Source organism: Parvularcula mediterranea (assembly GCF_013085255.1).
GTDB classification, from domain to species: domain Bacteria; phylum Pseudomonadota; class Alphaproteobacteria; order Caulobacterales; family Parvularculaceae; genus Parvularcula; species Parvularcula mediterranea.
Genome location: NZ_JABFCX010000002.1, coordinates 202,800 through 216,079, shown reverse-complemented (window position 1 = coordinate 216,079; position 13,280 = coordinate 202,800). Strand labels below are relative to the sequence as shown.

The window sequence follows — 13,280 nt, the reverse complement described above, 5'->3', positions numbered from 1 at the left end:
AAAGGAGCGCGCGCAACGCTCGTGCCGCTGACAGACGAAATCATCTTCGGCTTCGCCGCCGCCGTCATGGCGGGGCTGATCGCCAATGCGCTGTGTCTCACGGCGATCAGGAGCCAGCTTGCGCTCGATCCGGTCAGCGACCGGTCCAACCACAAGACCCCGGTGCCGCGGCTCGGGGGAATGGCGGTCGTCGCAGGGATCCTCGCGGGCGGCGCTGTCCTCTTTTTCGCGGGAACGCTGAGCCCTCAGGGTGCGGCGCTTATCCTCCTCGCGATGGCGGCCGGAGGCATCGGCCTCCTCGACGATTTCTTCGGCATGTCGGCCCAGCTCAAGATGCTGCTGCTCGCAGCTGTAGCCTTCGCGGGAGCAGTCTTCGTCGGTCCGATCACGGAGTTCCCTGTTCCTCTCATCGGATGGGTCGACTTGCCGATGCCGCTCGGCATCCTGCTGGCGGCCTTCTGGCTCCTGTCGATCATCAACACAGTCAACTTCATGGACGGCCTCAACGGCCTTGTGGGCACAACGGCGATCGTCATTCTCGCAGGTGCGTCGCTCATGTGGTCGGCGGCGTCATGGCCGCTGCTGACCGTCCAGGTGGCCCTCCTTGGTTTCCTCTTCTGCAATGTCTTCGCAGGCCGGATCTTCCTCGGCGACGCAGGCAGCCTCGCCATCGGTACGCTGATCGGTGCAGCGCCGCTTCTCGCAGGGGAAGGGACGCGCGGCTTCTGGATTGTGCCCCTCGTTGCGCTGCCGCTCATCATGGATGTTGCGGTCACCCTCGTCCGTCGCGCGGCGCGGGGCGAGCGTCTGTCCGAGGCGCACCGGGAGCATTTCTACCAGCACCTCAAGGCGTCGGGCTGGTCGCATCAGGCGACGGCGCTGGCGGTGGTTGCAGCGGGGCTCGTCGCGGCGCTCGTGGCGCGGCTCATTTGGCAGGTCTGCGTGGAGATGCCGTCGGTCTACTGGCTGTCGGCGCTGTTCATCGCGCTTCTGTGGGCCGTGATCATCGGCGGCATGCTGATGATCAAGCGCAGCTCTCAAGAGTTAGAAGGGACGTTCCGCTGAGGCGAGGGCAAGCTCGCGCAGGATGTCCTTGAGCGGATGATCCGGCAGGCCGTCGAGCGCTTCCGCTGACTGGGCCGCATAGCCCCGCGCATGGTCGAGAGCCTTCGCGCCAATGTCGTCACGGTCGATCAGGGCCTTGGCCCGGTCGAAATCGTCCGAGCCATTGGCAAACGCATCGCGCCAGTAGGCCCGCTCGCTATCGTCCCGCGCTGCGCGGTAGGCGAGGATCACCGGCATGGTCATCTTCCGCTCACGGAAGTCATCGCCAATGGTCTTGCCAAGGTCCTGCGCCCCGTGGCCATAGTCGAGAGCGTCATCCACCAGCTGGTAGGCAATGCCGAAATTCTCAGCGAACTGACCGAGCTTCTCCGCATGGGGCGATGCACCCAGCGAACCGGCACCGGCACGCGCCGCCGCTTCGAACAGCATGGCCGTCTTCGCGCGGATGACGTCGAGGTGCATCTCCTCGGTCGCGTCGATGTTGCCTTGGGTTTCAAGCTGGAGGACTTCACCCTCGGAGATCGTGCAGCTCGCACGGGACAGGAGATCCAGCACCGGAAGCTGGCCCGTCTTCACCATCAGCTCGAAAGCCCGGGCGAAGAGGAAGTCACCGACCAGCACCGACTCCTTGTTCCCGAAGACGACATTGGCCGTCTTGAACCCTCGACGGAGGTCCGAATCATCCACCACATCATCATGGAGAAGCGTTGCCGCGTGGATCAGCTCAACAGCCGCCGCGAGGTAGCGCGCATTCTCACCGCCCGCGCCAGCGATCTCAGCCGCTGCCAGCGTGATGAGAGGCCGCAGCCTCTTACCGCCCGCGCCGATCAGGTGCTTGGCGACCTCAGGGATCAGCGGCACCCGGCTTCCAAGGTGGTCCAGGATCACCGCGTTCGTGGCATCGAGCTCAGAACGCAAGGCAGCCTTCAACTCGGCCGCCACTTCGGGAAAGGCCTGTCCTTCGGTCTTCGCCTCTTTCGTCGCGGCAAGCGCCATCGAACCACTCCTCGCTGCCATACGTTCCATATGGACCTCACTTAGGTCCACCGCACGCGGCAAACCCGCGCTTAGGGCCCGAAATCACGATTGTCACCGCGACGGAACTCGGTTCCTAGCCTTGCAAGCTTCGCTGTTGAACCAGAAATCCGTCTTCGCATAGGAGCCGCAGCCATGTCTGTTCGATCTTTTTTGACCGCACCCTTCCGTATCTTCGGCTCAAACCGCCCCATCGTCACCGTTGTGGAGCTTCAGGGCCCCATCGGCGCTGACGCCCGGCCGGGCAGGGGCCTCTCCGCCTATTCGGTGGAATCGAGCCTGAAAAAGGCCTTCAAACGCAAGAATTCCAAGGCCGTCGTCCTCGCGATCAACTCACCGGGCGGTGCGCCGACCCAGGCGCGGATGATCATGGCCCGCGCGAGGGGCCTCGCGATTGAGACCCAGTTGCCGGTCATCAGCTTCATCGAGGATGTCGGCGCATCTGGCGGATATTTGATCGCCCTCGCAGGCGAAGAAATCATCGCCGACCCCTTCGCCATCGTCGGCTCGATCGGGGTCGTCTCCGCAGGGTTCGGCTTCCAGGACGCCATCGACAAGATCGGCGTCGAGCGCCGGGTCTACACTTCGGGCACCAACAAGGTCCGCCTCGACCCATTCCGCGCGGAGAAGGAAGAAGACCGCCAGAAGCTCGAAGGGATCCTCGAGGAGACCCACGAGATCTTCATCGACCTCGTAAAGGAGCGCCGCGGCGACCGGATCACCGGGCCGGAAGAGGAAGTCTTCAGCGGTGACTTCTTCCTCGCGCAGAAGGGCAAGGAGCTTGGCCTCATCGACGAGGTGGGCGACCTTCGCCAGATCCTGAAGAGCCGCTACGGCAACGACGTGAAGATCAAGCAGATCAGCGCCCAGCGCGCCGGTCTCCTCGGCAAACTCGGCGCAGCTATCTCCAGCGGTCTGGTCGATGCCATCGCCATGCGCCTCGCAAGCGACGACCTCAGGAGCCGCCTTGGGCGCTAGTCGGGCTTGAGGCCGAGGACGCCGCTGATCGCTTCGAGATAATCGTTGAAAGCTTTCCTGCCGGGTCTCGTGATTCGGCAGGTGGTCAGCGGCTTCCTGTCGACGATGCGCTTGTCCACGGAGATATAGCCGGCATCCTCGAGCTTCCTGATCTGGACCGAGAGGTTGCCGCGTGTCGCGTCCAGCGCCTCCACGAGCTCGGTGAAGGACGCACTGTCCGCGTTGGCAAGGTAGGCCATGATGCCCATCCTCAACCTTCCGTGGATAACGTCGTCGATCTTCCCGAAGCCTGCCACGTCAGTCCGTCACGCCATCCTTGCTGATCTGCATAAGGACATAGCCCGGCACCGCCATCAGCCCGTAGAGGGTCACGCAGAGGGCGCCGAGGTAGGCGGTGAGGTTCTCGACATTCAGCCCACAGACGATGCTGGCGAGAAGCCAACCCGCTGCGACGACTAGCATCCAGCTTCGCCGCCTGAGGCGACCCGCGCCGTACCAAACCGCTCCTTGCAGGGCGAGCACCGTCACCGGATAGAAGAACCAGATCGACATGTCCTGCCGCTGGAAGGCCGCAACGCCGAACACGACAACCAGTGCAAGGTTGGCGAGCCCCGTCCCTTGGAAAGCCATCTCGATAGCCCGCGCCACCGGACCCTTTGGCCCCGTCTCAGGCTTCCGCTTGGAAAGGGCGTACACCAGCACCCCGACGAACAGGACCGTTGGCACGATCCCGTTCAGGAGGAGGACGATCGGCGGAAGCACCTGTCCCGCCATCAGGTCCACGAGGTTGATCAGGCACTGGGTGCCGTAGATGATCCCTGACCAGAAATAGACGCCGCCTGTGTTGCGCGCGAAGGGTCTTCCGTCGGAAACGATCCCGCGCATGAACGCGAGATCTTCCCTGGCCTGGAGCGCCGCATCGGCGTGGGCCTGTTCGGTGGTCATGAGCGTGCCCTCCTCGGGCCGTTGAGCAGGTTGCCGATGAAGCTGTGGCGGACCAGCAGCTGGTAGCTCGCCAGCAGCACAGCCAGCGTGACGGCAAGGATGAAGCCATACTTCGCAAGTGCGGGCCAGTCCCAGCGCATGACCCAGACCTGAAGCGCCATCACCAGCGGCAGGTGCATGATGTAGAGCCAGTAGGAAGCGTCCGCGAGGTAGCGCATGACCCGGCTTTCTCCGTTGAACAGGCTGAGCGCCATACCGATGAGGCCGAAGCTCCAGTACCAGAGTGCGAGCCCGTAAGACGCAGCGAAGATCATCCGCATACGGCCCTCAAGCGCAGGTGCGGTACCGCTCTCGAAGCCCAGAAGGTAGAGACAGATCGCCGTCGCGCCGATCGCCGAGACCAGCGACAGAGGCCAGAGGCGGCGCATGATGCCAAGCACTTCGCCCTGCCGCTGCAGCAGCCAACCGAGGGTGAAGGCCATTCCGTAGGTCACGAGCGCGGCTCGGTTCGGCACCACTCCTGTGTCTGGCGTCGGCACGCCTGACCACTCTGTCCAGCCTCCGTGAGATAGCAGGGACCCTGCGACGGCGAAGGCCATCAGAATTGGGAGGATCTGACTTGAAAGGCCGAAACGCAGGGCCCCGTCTACTGCGCCGCGGATGCCACCTGAACGGTCGATGAGGGCGACCGGCAGGCGGGAGACAAGCATCACGGCGTAGAAGCCAAGGAGCACGTAGAGGAACCAGAGGTGGGTGAGGGGGAAGGTCTCGAGCGTCATGGGCGGAGGCTCGGGAAGCTGTTCGGGCGTGATGTTCCACTGCTTCGTCAGACCCCAGACCATCACGACGGTGAAAAGAACCATCATCACGGGCCAGAAGATCACCAAGGGCAGGCCGATGCGCTTGGCGCGGCTGGCGATGAAGGTGCCAGCGCCTTTGCGATGGAAAGCCATGCGGCCGAAATAGCCGGCCATGATGAAGAAGGTCGCCATGCGGAAGATATGCATGGTGAAGCCGCCCCACATGATCTCGGCGCTGCGCGCATCGTCCATGACGATCCACACCTGCTCGCCGGGATAGAATGAAAGTCCGGCATGGAAAGCGAGCCCTAAAAGGAGCGCCCCTGCCCTGACACTATCGAGCGCATGGATGCGCCCTTCGAATTCGGTGGTCATGTCTCCCCCTTCCTCCGTGGATGACGTTCCATCCCGATATGGATAGACAGGTTTATATTGTAAACATGTCTAAGCGAGAATGAGCGCTCAGCGAGGAAGAGGCCTTTGGAATCGCTTGGGAACAAAAATCAACGGGGCAGGGGAGCCCCGCCGTTCAGGCGCGTGCACCGCCGCATGACTTCTCGGGAAGCGGGTGCTAGACCTCAGCCGATGAACGCACTTGCCGCCATTCTTGCGACAGCTGCCGTCGCCGCCGGGTCCGTCCGGCTGGTGAAGACGCTCAGGCGGAAACTCTCTGAGCAGGATCAAGGCCAGCGGAACCCTAACCGTCGCAAGAAGAGCGGGACTTCACATATCGACCTGGAAAAAGACAAAGAAACAGGCGTCTACGGCCTTCGCAAGCGCGGTTAAGCGCGCCCGGTATTGCACTGGCGAAGGCGTTTGACGTCTCAAGAAAAGGGACCGAACTCGCACCGATGCTCCAACCCTCCCAGCGACCTTCAGCATTTCTCTCCGTTATCAGTTGCGGCCGCTCGCCCGAGGCGTGGCCGATAGAAGTGGCCTGGGGATTCGCAGGGGGCGAGGTGCGCTCCATGCTCCTCAAGCCAGCGGGAAGCTGGTCGCTCGAGGCATGGGACAAGGGCTGCGAGGCAAAGCACAAGCTGGGTCTCGAAATGCTCCTTAAGGAGGGCAAGGCGCCTCTCGACGCCTGCCTCGTTCTCAATGCGGCGCTGGGGCAGAGTGATGTCTTCGCCGGCGCGCCGGAGACCGACGCGCTCTGGCTCTTCAAGCTCTACCGAGCAGCGCAGGTCGAGCCGAACTTCAGGCTTCATCCGCTTCCCGAGGCGGAGCTAGGCGACATTCAGCGCGCGGAAGAAGGCGTTTCGCGCTTGCGTGACGCCGCTCAGGTCGCCCAAACGGGCTAGATGTCCGAGCCCTCTCTCTTCGTTCAGCGCTTTGGTAATCCGGGCCCTGACGGAACGCTCCTCTTCCTCCACGCCACGGGTCTCAACGGCTCGTGCTACCGGCCGCTTCTTGAGCGGTTGGACTTCGACGGAGAGATTATCCTGCCGTCCATGCGCGGGCATGGCCGGACGAGCCTGCCCGCCAATCCCCAGACGCTCTTGAGCTGGCACCCGCTGGCCGCCGACATCCTCGACTGGATCAGCCGGGAGGAGCTGGCAGGGCCCCTGACCCTCGGAGGCCACTCCTCAGGGGCGATCACTTCGCTGCTCGTTTCGACCAAGGTGCCGACCGAGCGTGTCCTCATGATTGAGCCTGTGGTGCTTCCCCGTCCTGTTGTCTGGCTCGCCAACTCACCGTTCCGGAAGACGGTGATGAACCGGATCCCCATCGCCCAACAAGCCGCAGCGCGCAGAGACAGCTTTGCTTCGCGGGAGAAGGCGTGGGAGTTCTGGCGCCCGAAGAAGTTCTTCAGGAACTGGGAGGAGGCGGCCTTCGCTGGCTACGTCGCAGAGGGGCTCGAAGAGATGGATGGGGGCGTCAGGCTCTCCTGCACGCCTCAGTTCGAGAGCGCCATGTTCAAGGCCCAGGCCCACGGCTTCTGGCCCCACCTCGCCGAGAGCATCCGCACGACAAAAGGAGTTTCGATCCTCGCAGCGCAGGACCAGACGACGTTTCCGCTCAAGCGTCGCCCCCGCGCCGCCAAGATGGGCGCACGCGTCACGGAGTTCGAAGGCGGCCATATGCTGCCCCTGGAGCAGCCTGAAGAGACGGTCCAATGGCTGGAGAATGAAATCCGCGGAAAGGATAAGCTCACTAGGGTTTGACGCAGCGCCTCTGTTTGCTAACCGCTGCGCTAGAGTTTTTTTCAATTCCGACCACTTGGGAACACCATGAGCCAGACACCTCCCGCCAGCGGCCCTTCCGTCGAAGGCCAAATGTACCTCTTCCGCAAGGCGGAGCTCATCACCCGCGAGAAGCACGGCAACATGGGCATTTCCCGCCCGGAGCGCCCGCTCGCTTTCGTTGAGAAGGCCCGCGCCGTGCCGCTCACCCTCGGTGAGATGACCACCGCGATGCGTCACTTCCCGATCATCTTCTCGGCAGCCGACAACCCGGTTCCGCTCGCCGTGACGGGCCTCGTCGATGACGAGAACCTGTTCATCGACGAGAACGGCGAGTGGGAGAAGGACGTCTACGTCCCTGGCTACATCCGCCGCTATCCGTTCGCCCTGGCCACCGACAAGGACAGCCAGGACCCTGAGAATCCGCGCATGGCGATCATCGTCGACGGCGAGTACGAAGGCATCAACGACAGCCCTGAGATCCCGTTCTTCAACGGCAGCGAGCCGTCGGAGCAAATGCAGCAGGCCATGGAGTTCTGCCAGAGCTACGAGCGTGACCGGATCCAGACCCAGCGCTTTGCCGACGTCCTCAAGGGCTTCGACCTGCTGACCCAGCAGATGGCTCAGTACACGCCGGACAACAAAGACTCGATGGCCTTCGCCCGTTACATCGGTGTCGAAGAGCAGCGCCTGCGCGACCTCGCTGACGACAAGTACCTCGAGCTCCGTAAGCAGAACATCATTCCGGTTCTCTACGCCCAGCTGATGTCGATGACCAACTGGCGTACGCTTCTCGACAAGCGCGCCCGCCGTCACAGCCTGACTTCGGCCAACGTACTCGAGCCGCTCAACAAGAGCTAAGCTCAAAGGAGCATCTCATCCGTGGACGCCTTGGGTTTTCTTGAAACCTATCTCTGGCTCCTTGGCCCTATGATGCTCCGCTATCTCATTCTGGCCTGGGCCGTTCACGGACTATTCTGGGAACGGCCCAGGCCTTTTTCGTTTGCGAAGCAGCTCGCCGCCCAACGGCCCAAGCGTGAGCATGTCTGGCGAGAAGCGAAGACCGCGCTAGCGGCCTCGCTGATCTACGCATTCCCGGCGGCTATCCTTGTCGATGCGTTCGAAGCAGGCGGGACAGGGCTCTACTGGCGCTGGCCAGAGGGGCCGCTCGAGTGGCTGTGGATCCCGGGAGCCATCCTGATGCTGATGGTCCTCCACGATGCTTATTTCTACTGGACCCACCGGTTGATGCATCACCCGCGGCTCTACGAGGCGACCCACCGGACCCACCATATCTCCAAGCAACCGACGGCCTATGCGAGCTTCGCCTTCAGCCCTTGGGAAGCTTTGATCGCCTCATGGCTCATCCCTGCGATTGCGTTCGTTGTGCCGATGCATGTCGCAGCGTTCGGCCTCTTCATCATGATCGCGACCGTCAGTGCCGTGATGAACCACGCAGGCTGGGAAATCTGGCCACGGAGTTTCCTCGACGGACCGGTAGGCCGCTGGCTCATCACCGCGCGGCACCACAATCTGCATCACACCCGCTTCAAGCGAAACTACGGCCTCTACTTCCGCTTCTGGGACAAGGCGATGGGCACGGATGATATGTCAGGCGACCCCTTCGTGAAGGCCTAAGCTTACTCGTCTTGGTAGGGCCCATGATCCACGGAGAGGCTCTCCACGAGGATGAAGTCCGTCCCGGTCCATCGCCAGGTGTGGATGTAGCGCGCCTTGCCTGTCGGCTTGAACGGCGCGCCGCCATTGCTCTCATGGAAAGTGTGCTCGCCCTCTTCGAGAGCACCCCAGTCTCCGAGCATCTGAACGCTGCGGGAGCCCGGCACGATTTCGCGCTTGCTCCGATAGGTGGCAGGGTCACGCTCCGAGCAGGTCTTCTCGTAGTCGGCCACGAAGGCCTCCGCACTGTCGGCGACCATGCCGCCTAGATCATGCAGCATACGGAAGTCATCATCGAGCAGGCGAAGGGCCGTCTGCGGATCACAGCGCTCGAAGAACGTCTCGAACAGCAGCGCATCACGCTCGGCGATCCGCGCGGTCGTGGTCTCGAGATCAGGGACAGGCGCGATCGTCAGCGCGAGGGCAGCGAGTATGGACATGGAACTTCCTCCCCAACACAGGTGGTGAGCGACGTTCGCGATGGAACCCCGCTCCTGCAGCGAAACCGCTGTTTTTCCGATCCGAAGCACCACCGCTGCAGTCCGACAAGCGCGACGCCTCTACATTTGCTAGGCCTGTCGCCAGTCAGCCAACTCGCCCGGAACGAAGAAGAGGCGCCCAAGCCATGCTCAAGAAGATCGCCATCGCCAGCGCCGCCAGGGACCAGATCTCCAAGCCCTTCGACCCGCACATCGTCGCTGACGTCAACGACGCTCAGGTCAAGGTCGCGAAGTTCGGGGAGCTCTTCGACTGGCACAGCCACCCGGATGAGGACGAAGCGTTCCTGGTGCTGGAGGGCCGGATCGCCATCGACCTGCGCGACGGCTCGGTGGAGCTCGGCCCCGGTGAGTTCCTGAACGTGCCCAAGGGCGTCGAACACCGGCCGAGGTCTCTCACCGAGCGTCCGATCGTCCTGATGTTCGAAAAAGCCAGCACCCTCAACACGGGCGACGCCAAGAGCGACCTGACGGTGCTCGACCTCAAACGCCTTGAAGCCTGACGATCAATAGTCGTCAGGGTCGATATAGGCCGACAGGATCACTGCCGTCAGCATGGCGCGCTGCCGTTCCTCCGCAGTCAGATCATCACGCAGGGTCACGTCGGCCCTGATATCGGTGAGGTCCACGACAGCCAGTGTCTCGTCACCGCGGCTGATGCGGAAGCCGATGGGCATCGGCACGCCGACCTTCGTCTGCTCGATCTTGTGGAGGGAGGTGATGTCCCAGGTCCGCGCGCCGAACCGCACGATGCCCTCGCGACTGGTCCCAAACGTCCGGCCTTCGCCCTCTTCGAGGCCCAGCGCAGCGTTGATGTCGTTGCCGCGCTCCTGAAACCGGCAGAAGAGGCTCGGCTCATCGATCGGGAAGCCCAGCGGGAAGGAGCCGATCTCGATGAGGATGTCCGAACGCGAAGCAGTGCAGCGCGCTGCGAGGACGGGAAGCCCTTCGGCTTCGACGGTCGCAAAGAGGCGGGTATCGATGCGACTGAGGCTGTTCGTGGTGGTCTGGCTGGCCCGCCACTCGGTGACACCGGAATAGCCAAGTGCCTCGTAGCGGTTGTTCCGCGTATCCCTGAGGCGCGGCAGGGTCTCGGTGCTGGTCTCAGCCGAAGTGATGTCCTGAGGCATGACCAGAACAGGATCGATGGTCGTGCAGGCTGCGAGGGCAGCGGTCAGGGAAAGAGCGGCGAGGGCGCGCTTGAGCATGGGGCGTGATCCTGAGTGATGTCTCGGGTCACGAGCCTAAGGGCCAGGTTCCCCCGCACAAGCGCTGGTTTTTCCCACAAGAGCAGGGACTTACGCGATCTCTTCGTCGGGATCCCAGGCCGGAGCATCGACGATCGGCGTCCTCCCGGCGGCAGCGAAGGAGCGCAGCGAATGCGCAATCTCGAACTGCGGTTCTCTTCTGTGGGTCTGGGCCTGCGCATGAACTCCGCTGAAGTCCGCGAGCATTTCCTCCGTCAGATGTGTCATCTTCTTTTCTCCCAAGGCGAGCCGGTTTTCCGGTTTCTCGTCAGGGTGGTGTGAAAAAGTATCATTTCTCTAAAACTCGACTCAAACCATCCGAAGAAGGTTCGAACCTGTTTCGTTACAAACGCGGAAACACTTCGCTAGTTCCACCAGCAGTGAAAAAACATCACGAAATTAAGGATTTGTGCGCCGCAGCAAGGCTGCGCTGATGACCAAACCTCACGAAAAATCGGTCACTTGGGCTGGGAAAGACCCCATTCGCGGTAGAGCGTTTTGAGCTCCCCAATGCCCTCACAAAGGACAAATGGCAGTCCCGACTGCTTAACAATCCGCCTGTACCGGGCGGAATTGCCCGACGTCTTGAAGAGGATCCAGTCGATCATCTCCCACTTCAGGGGATCCTGCCCACCCTTGAGCGTCCCCGCCCGATGAGAGCCCGGCATGGATCGCTTGAGATATCGCCCGAGGCGCAGCCAGTGGTTTGAGAGCAGCAGGATGATGCTCGTCGCGCGTTCAATCCGCTGGGGCATCAGGCGCGAGTAATTGCCGTCCATCACCCAGCACACTTCAAGGATTGCCTCGTCGTGGAGCGCCTTGAACTCAGCCTCGGGTCTCATCTCCCAGTTCGTGTTGGGAAGGTGCTGAAGCTGATCGAGATGAACCGGCGGCAGGCCAAGCCTCTCTGAGAGGGCGAGCGCCAGGGTCGACTTCCCGGCATTGGAGGGCCCAAGGACCATGATCCTGTCGCCAAGCTGATCGAGGGAGAGCATCGCGCAGGGCTGCCTTGTAAAAGAGAAACGGCGAGCGATAAGCGGCGCGGGGCAGGGGGTCAAACTCCCTCCGCATTTGCAGCGCTCACGGGCGATACAGGCCTTGAAACCTGCGCGTTTCTGGCCTATCCGCCGCGCTTCCACGCGTGGGAGGGCGCCACCCAGACCACGCTCACTTCAACCCTAGAGGTGTCACATGGCAAAGAAGATTGCCGGCTACCTGAAACTTCAGGTGCCCGCAGGCGCGGCTAACCCGTCGCCGCCCATCGGTCCCGCTCTCGGTCAGCGCGGCCTGAACATCATGGAATTCTGTAAGGCCTTCAACGCGGCCACGCAGGACAAGGACAAGGGGATGCCGATCCCCACGATCATCACGATCTTCACCGACAAGTCCTTCACGTTCGAGACCAAGTCTCCGCCGGCTTCCTACTTCCTCAAGAAGGCTGCGAAGCTCCAAAAAGGTGGTCAGACCCCGGGTCGCGAAGTCGCTGGCACGGTGACCCAGAAGCAACTCGAAGAGATCGCTGAAGCCAAGATGGCTGATCTCAACGCCAACTCGATCGAGCAGGCCGCGAAGATCATCGCCGGTTCGGCACGGGCCATGGGCCTGAAGGTGGAGGGCTAATCTGATGGTCAAACTCGCCAAGCGTATTGAAAAGAACCTCGAAGGTCTCGACCGCGAGAAGCTTCACACCATCGACGAGGCTGCCGCTGCCGTGAAGGAGCGCGCCACCGCCAAGTTCGACGAAACGATCGAGCTCGCCATCAATCTCGGCGTCGATCCCCGCTACGCTGACCAGATGGTTAGAGGCGTTGCCACCCTGCCGAACGGTACGGGCAAGAACGTCCGCGTCGCTGTCTTCGCACGCGACGCCAAGGCTGACGAAGCCAAGGCTGCCGGTGCGGACATCGTTGGTGCTGAGGACCTCATGGAAGAGATCCAGGGCGGCAAGATGGACTTTGACCGTCTGATCGCGACCCCGGACATGATGCCTCTCGTCGGCCGTCTCGGTAAACAGCTCGGCCCGCGCGGCCTGATGCCGAACCCGAAGGTTGGCACCGTCACCCCGAACGTCGCCAAGGCCATCGAAGATGCCAAAGGCGGTGCGGTCCAGTTCCGTGTCGAGAAGAACGGCATCGTCCACGCCGGTGTCGGCAAAGCCAGCTTCGACGCAGCGAAAATCGCTGAGAACGTCAAAGCCATGATCGACGCGATCCAGAAGGCTCGTCCTTCCGGCGCGAAAGGCACCTACATCAAGAAGATCGCCGTCAGCTCGACCATGGGTCCTGGCGTCAAGATCGACCCGGCGGACGCCCTCGGCACCGCCTAAGCTTCGGGCCTCTAGGCCAGCGAAGAACCCGCGCTCCGGCGCGGGTTTTTTGTTGCCCTGCTTTCAGCGTCCGGGGTGCCTGGAGCCCTGCGCCGCCGAACCTAATCCTCGCCGCGGGGCTTGGCGCGGTTAGCCTTGCGCTGGCCCTGCTGGCGCTTGGCTTCGAGGCGGCGTTCGATCGAGCCGCGCGTTGGCCGCGTCTTGATGCGAGGAGCAGGGCGGGGAAGGGCTTCGCGGATCATCTGGGCGAGGCGACGGCGCGCTTCATCACGGTTAGCGCCTTGGGTCCGGTTGGCATCGACCTGCAGCAATAGGACGTCGTCGCGGGTCATCTTGGATCCGGCGATCCCTCGCAGCCGCTCTTTCTGGTCGGCGCGTAAGGAGCGGTTGGCAGCAAGGTCAAACCGCAGCTGAACGGCGGTCGCCACCTTGTTGACGTTCTGTCCGCCTGGACCTGAGGCCCGCACGAAGCTCTCCTTGAGTTCGGTGTCCTCGATCGTGATCTGGTCGTTGATCTTCAGCATCAG

19 protein-coding genes are annotated in these 13,280 nt (G+C 62.6%); 10 read left to right on the top strand and 9 right to left on the bottom strand.

Features of this window, described 5'->3' with window-relative positions:
- The first annotated feature begins 21 nt into the window (after window positions 1-21).
- The gene (locus tag HK107_RS01640; protein ID WP_173196165.1) at window positions 22-1,065 is read left to right on the top strand and encodes a glycosyltransferase family 4 protein; all 1,044 of its coding nucleotides are present in this window, start codon (window positions 22-24) and stop codon (window positions 1,063-1,065) included.
- On the opposite strand, the gene HK107_RS01635 is transcribed toward HK107_RS01640, so the two are convergent.
- Window positions 1,045-2,061 carry a polyprenyl synthetase family protein gene (locus HK107_RS01635; RefSeq protein WP_173196163.1) on the bottom strand — a complete coding sequence of 339 codons (1,017 nt, stop codon included), beginning with the start codon at window positions 2,059-2,061 and terminating at the stop codon, window positions 1,045-1,047. The two genes, HK107_RS01640 and HK107_RS01635, sit on opposite strands and share 21 nt — an antisense overlap.
- A 174-nt stretch (window positions 2,062-2,235) precedes the next feature.
- Between HK107_RS01635 and HK107_RS01630 the strand changes: the two genes are divergently transcribed.
- Window positions 2,236-3,078: a S49 family peptidase gene (locus tag HK107_RS01630; protein WP_173196161.1), complete on the top strand. Its 843-nt coding sequence runs from the start codon at window positions 2,236-2,238 to the stop codon at window positions 3,076-3,078.
- Here HK107_RS01630 and HK107_RS01625 read toward each other — a convergent pair.
- The 3 genes from HK107_RS01625 to HK107_RS01615 are packed head-to-tail and all read right to left on the bottom strand — an operon-like array spanning window position 3,075 to window position 5,198.
- Window positions 3,075-3,326, bottom strand: coding sequence for a winged helix-turn-helix domain-containing protein (locus tag HK107_RS01625; RefSeq protein WP_173198684.1), 252 nt, complete (start codon window positions 3,324-3,326; stop codon window positions 3,075-3,077). The genes HK107_RS01630 and HK107_RS01625 overlap by 4 nt on opposite strands.
- 49 nt (window positions 3,327-3,375) lie before the next feature.
- Window positions 3,376-4,023, bottom strand: a complete 648-nt coding sequence (locus HK107_RS01620; protein ID WP_173196159.1) for a hypothetical protein — start codon at window positions 4,021-4,023, stop codon at window positions 3,376-3,378.
- A complete protein-coding gene (locus HK107_RS01615) occupies window positions 4,020-5,198 on the bottom strand; it encodes an acyltransferase family protein (RefSeq protein WP_173196157.1) in 1,179 nt (392 codons plus the stop codon). Before HK107_RS01615 ends, HK107_RS01620 begins: the two co-directional genes overlap by 4 nt.
- A gap of 210 nt (window positions 5,199-5,408) precedes the next feature.
- Between HK107_RS01615 and HK107_RS01610 the strand changes: the two genes are divergently transcribed.
- The 5 genes from HK107_RS01610 to HK107_RS01590 all read left to right on the top strand — a co-directional run bounded on the left by HK107_RS01610 (window position 5,409) and on the right by HK107_RS01590 (window position 8,644).
- Entirely contained in the window at window positions 5,409-5,609 is a 201-nt protein-coding gene (locus HK107_RS01610; RefSeq protein WP_173196155.1) for a hypothetical protein, read from the top strand.
- 182 nt (window positions 5,610-5,791) lie between these two features.
- On the top strand, window positions 5,792-6,124 hold the full coding sequence (locus HK107_RS01605) for a hypothetical protein (protein ID WP_173196153.1): 333 nt from the start codon (window positions 5,792-5,794) through the stop codon (window positions 6,122-6,124).
- Window positions 6,125-6,988 carry an alpha/beta fold hydrolase gene (locus HK107_RS01600; RefSeq protein WP_173196151.1) on the top strand — a complete coding sequence of 288 codons (864 nt, stop codon included), beginning with the start codon at window positions 6,125-6,127 and terminating at the stop codon, window positions 6,986-6,988. It abuts the gene before it with no gap.
- Between the two features lie 66 nt (window positions 6,989-7,054).
- On the top strand, window positions 7,055-7,867 hold the full coding sequence (locus tag HK107_RS01595) for a SapC family protein (protein WP_173196150.1): 813 nt from the start codon (window positions 7,055-7,057) through the stop codon (window positions 7,865-7,867).
- Window positions 7,868-7,888: 21 nt separating this feature from the next.
- Window positions 7,889-8,644, top strand: coding sequence for a sterol desaturase family protein (locus HK107_RS01590; RefSeq protein ID WP_173196148.1), 756 nt, complete (start codon window positions 7,889-7,891; stop codon window positions 8,642-8,644).
- A gap of 2 nt (window positions 8,645-8,646) precedes the next feature.
- Here HK107_RS01590 and HK107_RS01585 read toward each other — a convergent pair whose 3' ends face one another.
- Complete coding sequence (locus HK107_RS01585; protein ID WP_173196146.1) at window positions 8,647-9,123, bottom strand: nuclear transport factor 2 family protein; 477 nt, start codon at window positions 9,121-9,123, stop codon at window positions 8,647-8,649.
- Window positions 9,124-9,308: 185 nt separating this feature from the next.
- On the opposite strand from HK107_RS01585, the gene HK107_RS01580 reads away from it, so the two are divergent.
- A complete protein-coding gene (locus tag HK107_RS01580; protein ID WP_173196144.1) occupies window positions 9,309-9,683 on the top strand; it encodes a cupin domain-containing protein in 375 nt (124 codons plus the stop codon).
- A gap of 3 nt (window positions 9,684-9,686) precedes the next feature.
- On the opposite strand, the gene HK107_RS01575 is transcribed toward HK107_RS01580, so the two are convergent.
- The 3 genes from HK107_RS01575 to HK107_RS01565 all read right to left on the bottom strand — a co-directional run bounded on the left by HK107_RS01575 (window position 9,687) and on the right by HK107_RS01565 (window position 11,422).
- Window positions 9,687-10,388: a hypothetical protein gene (locus tag HK107_RS01575; RefSeq protein ID WP_173196142.1), complete on the bottom strand. Its 702-nt coding sequence runs from the start codon at window positions 10,386-10,388 to the stop codon at window positions 9,687-9,689.
- Between the two features lie 90 nt (window positions 10,389-10,478).
- Window positions 10,479-10,655: a hypothetical protein gene (locus tag HK107_RS01570; RefSeq protein WP_173196140.1), complete on the bottom strand. Its 177-nt coding sequence runs from the start codon at window positions 10,653-10,655 to the stop codon at window positions 10,479-10,481.
- Between the two features lie 230 nt (window positions 10,656-10,885).
- Complete coding sequence (locus tag HK107_RS01565; RefSeq protein ID WP_173196138.1) at window positions 10,886-11,422, bottom strand: P-loop NTPase family protein; 537 nt, start codon at window positions 11,420-11,422, stop codon at window positions 10,886-10,888.
- 196 nt (window positions 11,423-11,618) lie between these two features.
- Between HK107_RS01565 and rplK the strand changes: the two genes are divergently transcribed.
- Window positions 11,619-12,047, top strand: a complete 429-nt coding sequence (gene rplK, locus HK107_RS01560) for a 50S ribosomal protein L11 (RefSeq protein WP_173196136.1) — start codon at window positions 11,619-11,621, stop codon at window positions 12,045-12,047.
- 4 nt (window positions 12,048-12,051) lie between these two features.
- On the top strand, window positions 12,052-12,753 hold the full coding sequence (gene rplA / locus HK107_RS01555; protein WP_173196134.1) for a 50S ribosomal protein L1: 702 nt from the start codon (window positions 12,052-12,054) through the stop codon (window positions 12,751-12,753).
- Window positions 12,754-12,854: 101 nt separating this feature from the next.
- On the opposite strand, the gene arfB is transcribed toward rplA, so the two are convergent.
- Window positions 12,855-13,277, bottom strand: coding sequence for an alternative ribosome rescue aminoacyl-tRNA hydrolase ArfB (gene arfB / locus HK107_RS01550; RefSeq protein WP_173196132.1), 423 nt, complete (start codon window positions 13,275-13,277; stop codon window positions 12,855-12,857).
- Between the last annotated feature and the right edge of the window lie 3 nt (window positions 13,278-13,280).

Coding starts and splice junctions, on each gene's coding strand:
- HK107_RS01635 (WP_173196163.1), bottom strand. CDS start 2,061: ATGGCGCTTGCCGCGACGAAAGAGGCGAAGACCGAAGGACAGGCCTTT.
- HK107_RS01630 (WP_173196161.1), top strand. CDS start 2,236: ATGTCTGTTCGATCTTTTTTGACCGCACCCTTCCGTATCTTCGGCTCA.
- HK107_RS01625 (WP_173198684.1), bottom strand. CDS start 3,326: ATGGGCATCATGGCCTACCTTGCCAACGCGGACAGTGCGTCCTTCACC.
- HK107_RS01620 (WP_173196159.1), bottom strand. CDS start 4,023: ATGACCACCGAACAGGCCCACGCCGATGCGGCGCTCCAGGCCAGGGAA.
- HK107_RS01615 (WP_173196157.1), bottom strand. CDS start 5,198: ATGACCACCGAATTCGAAGGGCGCATCCATGCGCTCGATAGTGTCAGG.
- HK107_RS01610 (WP_173196155.1), top strand. CDS start 5,409: ATGAACGCACTTGCCGCCATTCTTGCGACAGCTGCCGTCGCCGCCGGG.
- HK107_RS01605 (WP_173196153.1), top strand. CDS start 5,792: ATGCTCCTCAAGCCAGCGGGAAGCTGGTCGCTCGAGGCATGGGACAAG.
- HK107_RS01600 (WP_173196151.1), top strand. CDS start 6,125: ATGTCCGAGCCCTCTCTCTTCGTTCAGCGCTTTGGTAATCCGGGCCCT.
- HK107_RS01595 (WP_173196150.1), top strand. CDS start 7,055: ATGAGCCAGACACCTCCCGCCAGCGGCCCTTCCGTCGAAGGCCAAATG.
- HK107_RS01585 (WP_173196146.1), bottom strand. CDS start 9,123: ATGTCCATACTCGCTGCCCTCGCGCTGACGATCGCGCCTGTCCCTGAT.
- HK107_RS01580 (WP_173196144.1), top strand. CDS start 9,309: ATGCTCAAGAAGATCGCCATCGCCAGCGCCGCCAGGGACCAGATCTCC.
- HK107_RS01575 (WP_173196142.1), bottom strand. CDS start 10,388: ATGCTCAAGCGCGCCCTCGCCGCTCTTTCCCTGACCGCTGCCCTCGCA.
- HK107_RS01570 (WP_173196140.1), bottom strand. CDS start 10,655: ATGACACATCTGACGGAGGAAATGCTCGCGGACTTCAGCGGAGTTCAT.
- HK107_RS01565 (WP_173196138.1), bottom strand. CDS start 11,422: ATGCTCTCCCTCGATCAGCTTGGCGACAGGATCATGGTCCTTGGGCCC.
- rplK (WP_173196136.1), top strand. CDS start 11,619: ATGGCAAAGAAGATTGCCGGCTACCTGAAACTTCAGGTGCCCGCAGGC.
- rplA (WP_173196134.1), top strand. CDS start 12,052: ATGGTCAAACTCGCCAAGCGTATTGAAAAGAACCTCGAAGGTCTCGAC.
- arfB (WP_173196132.1), bottom strand. CDS start 13,277: ATGCTGAAGATCAACGACCAGATCACGATCGAGGACACCGAACTCAAG.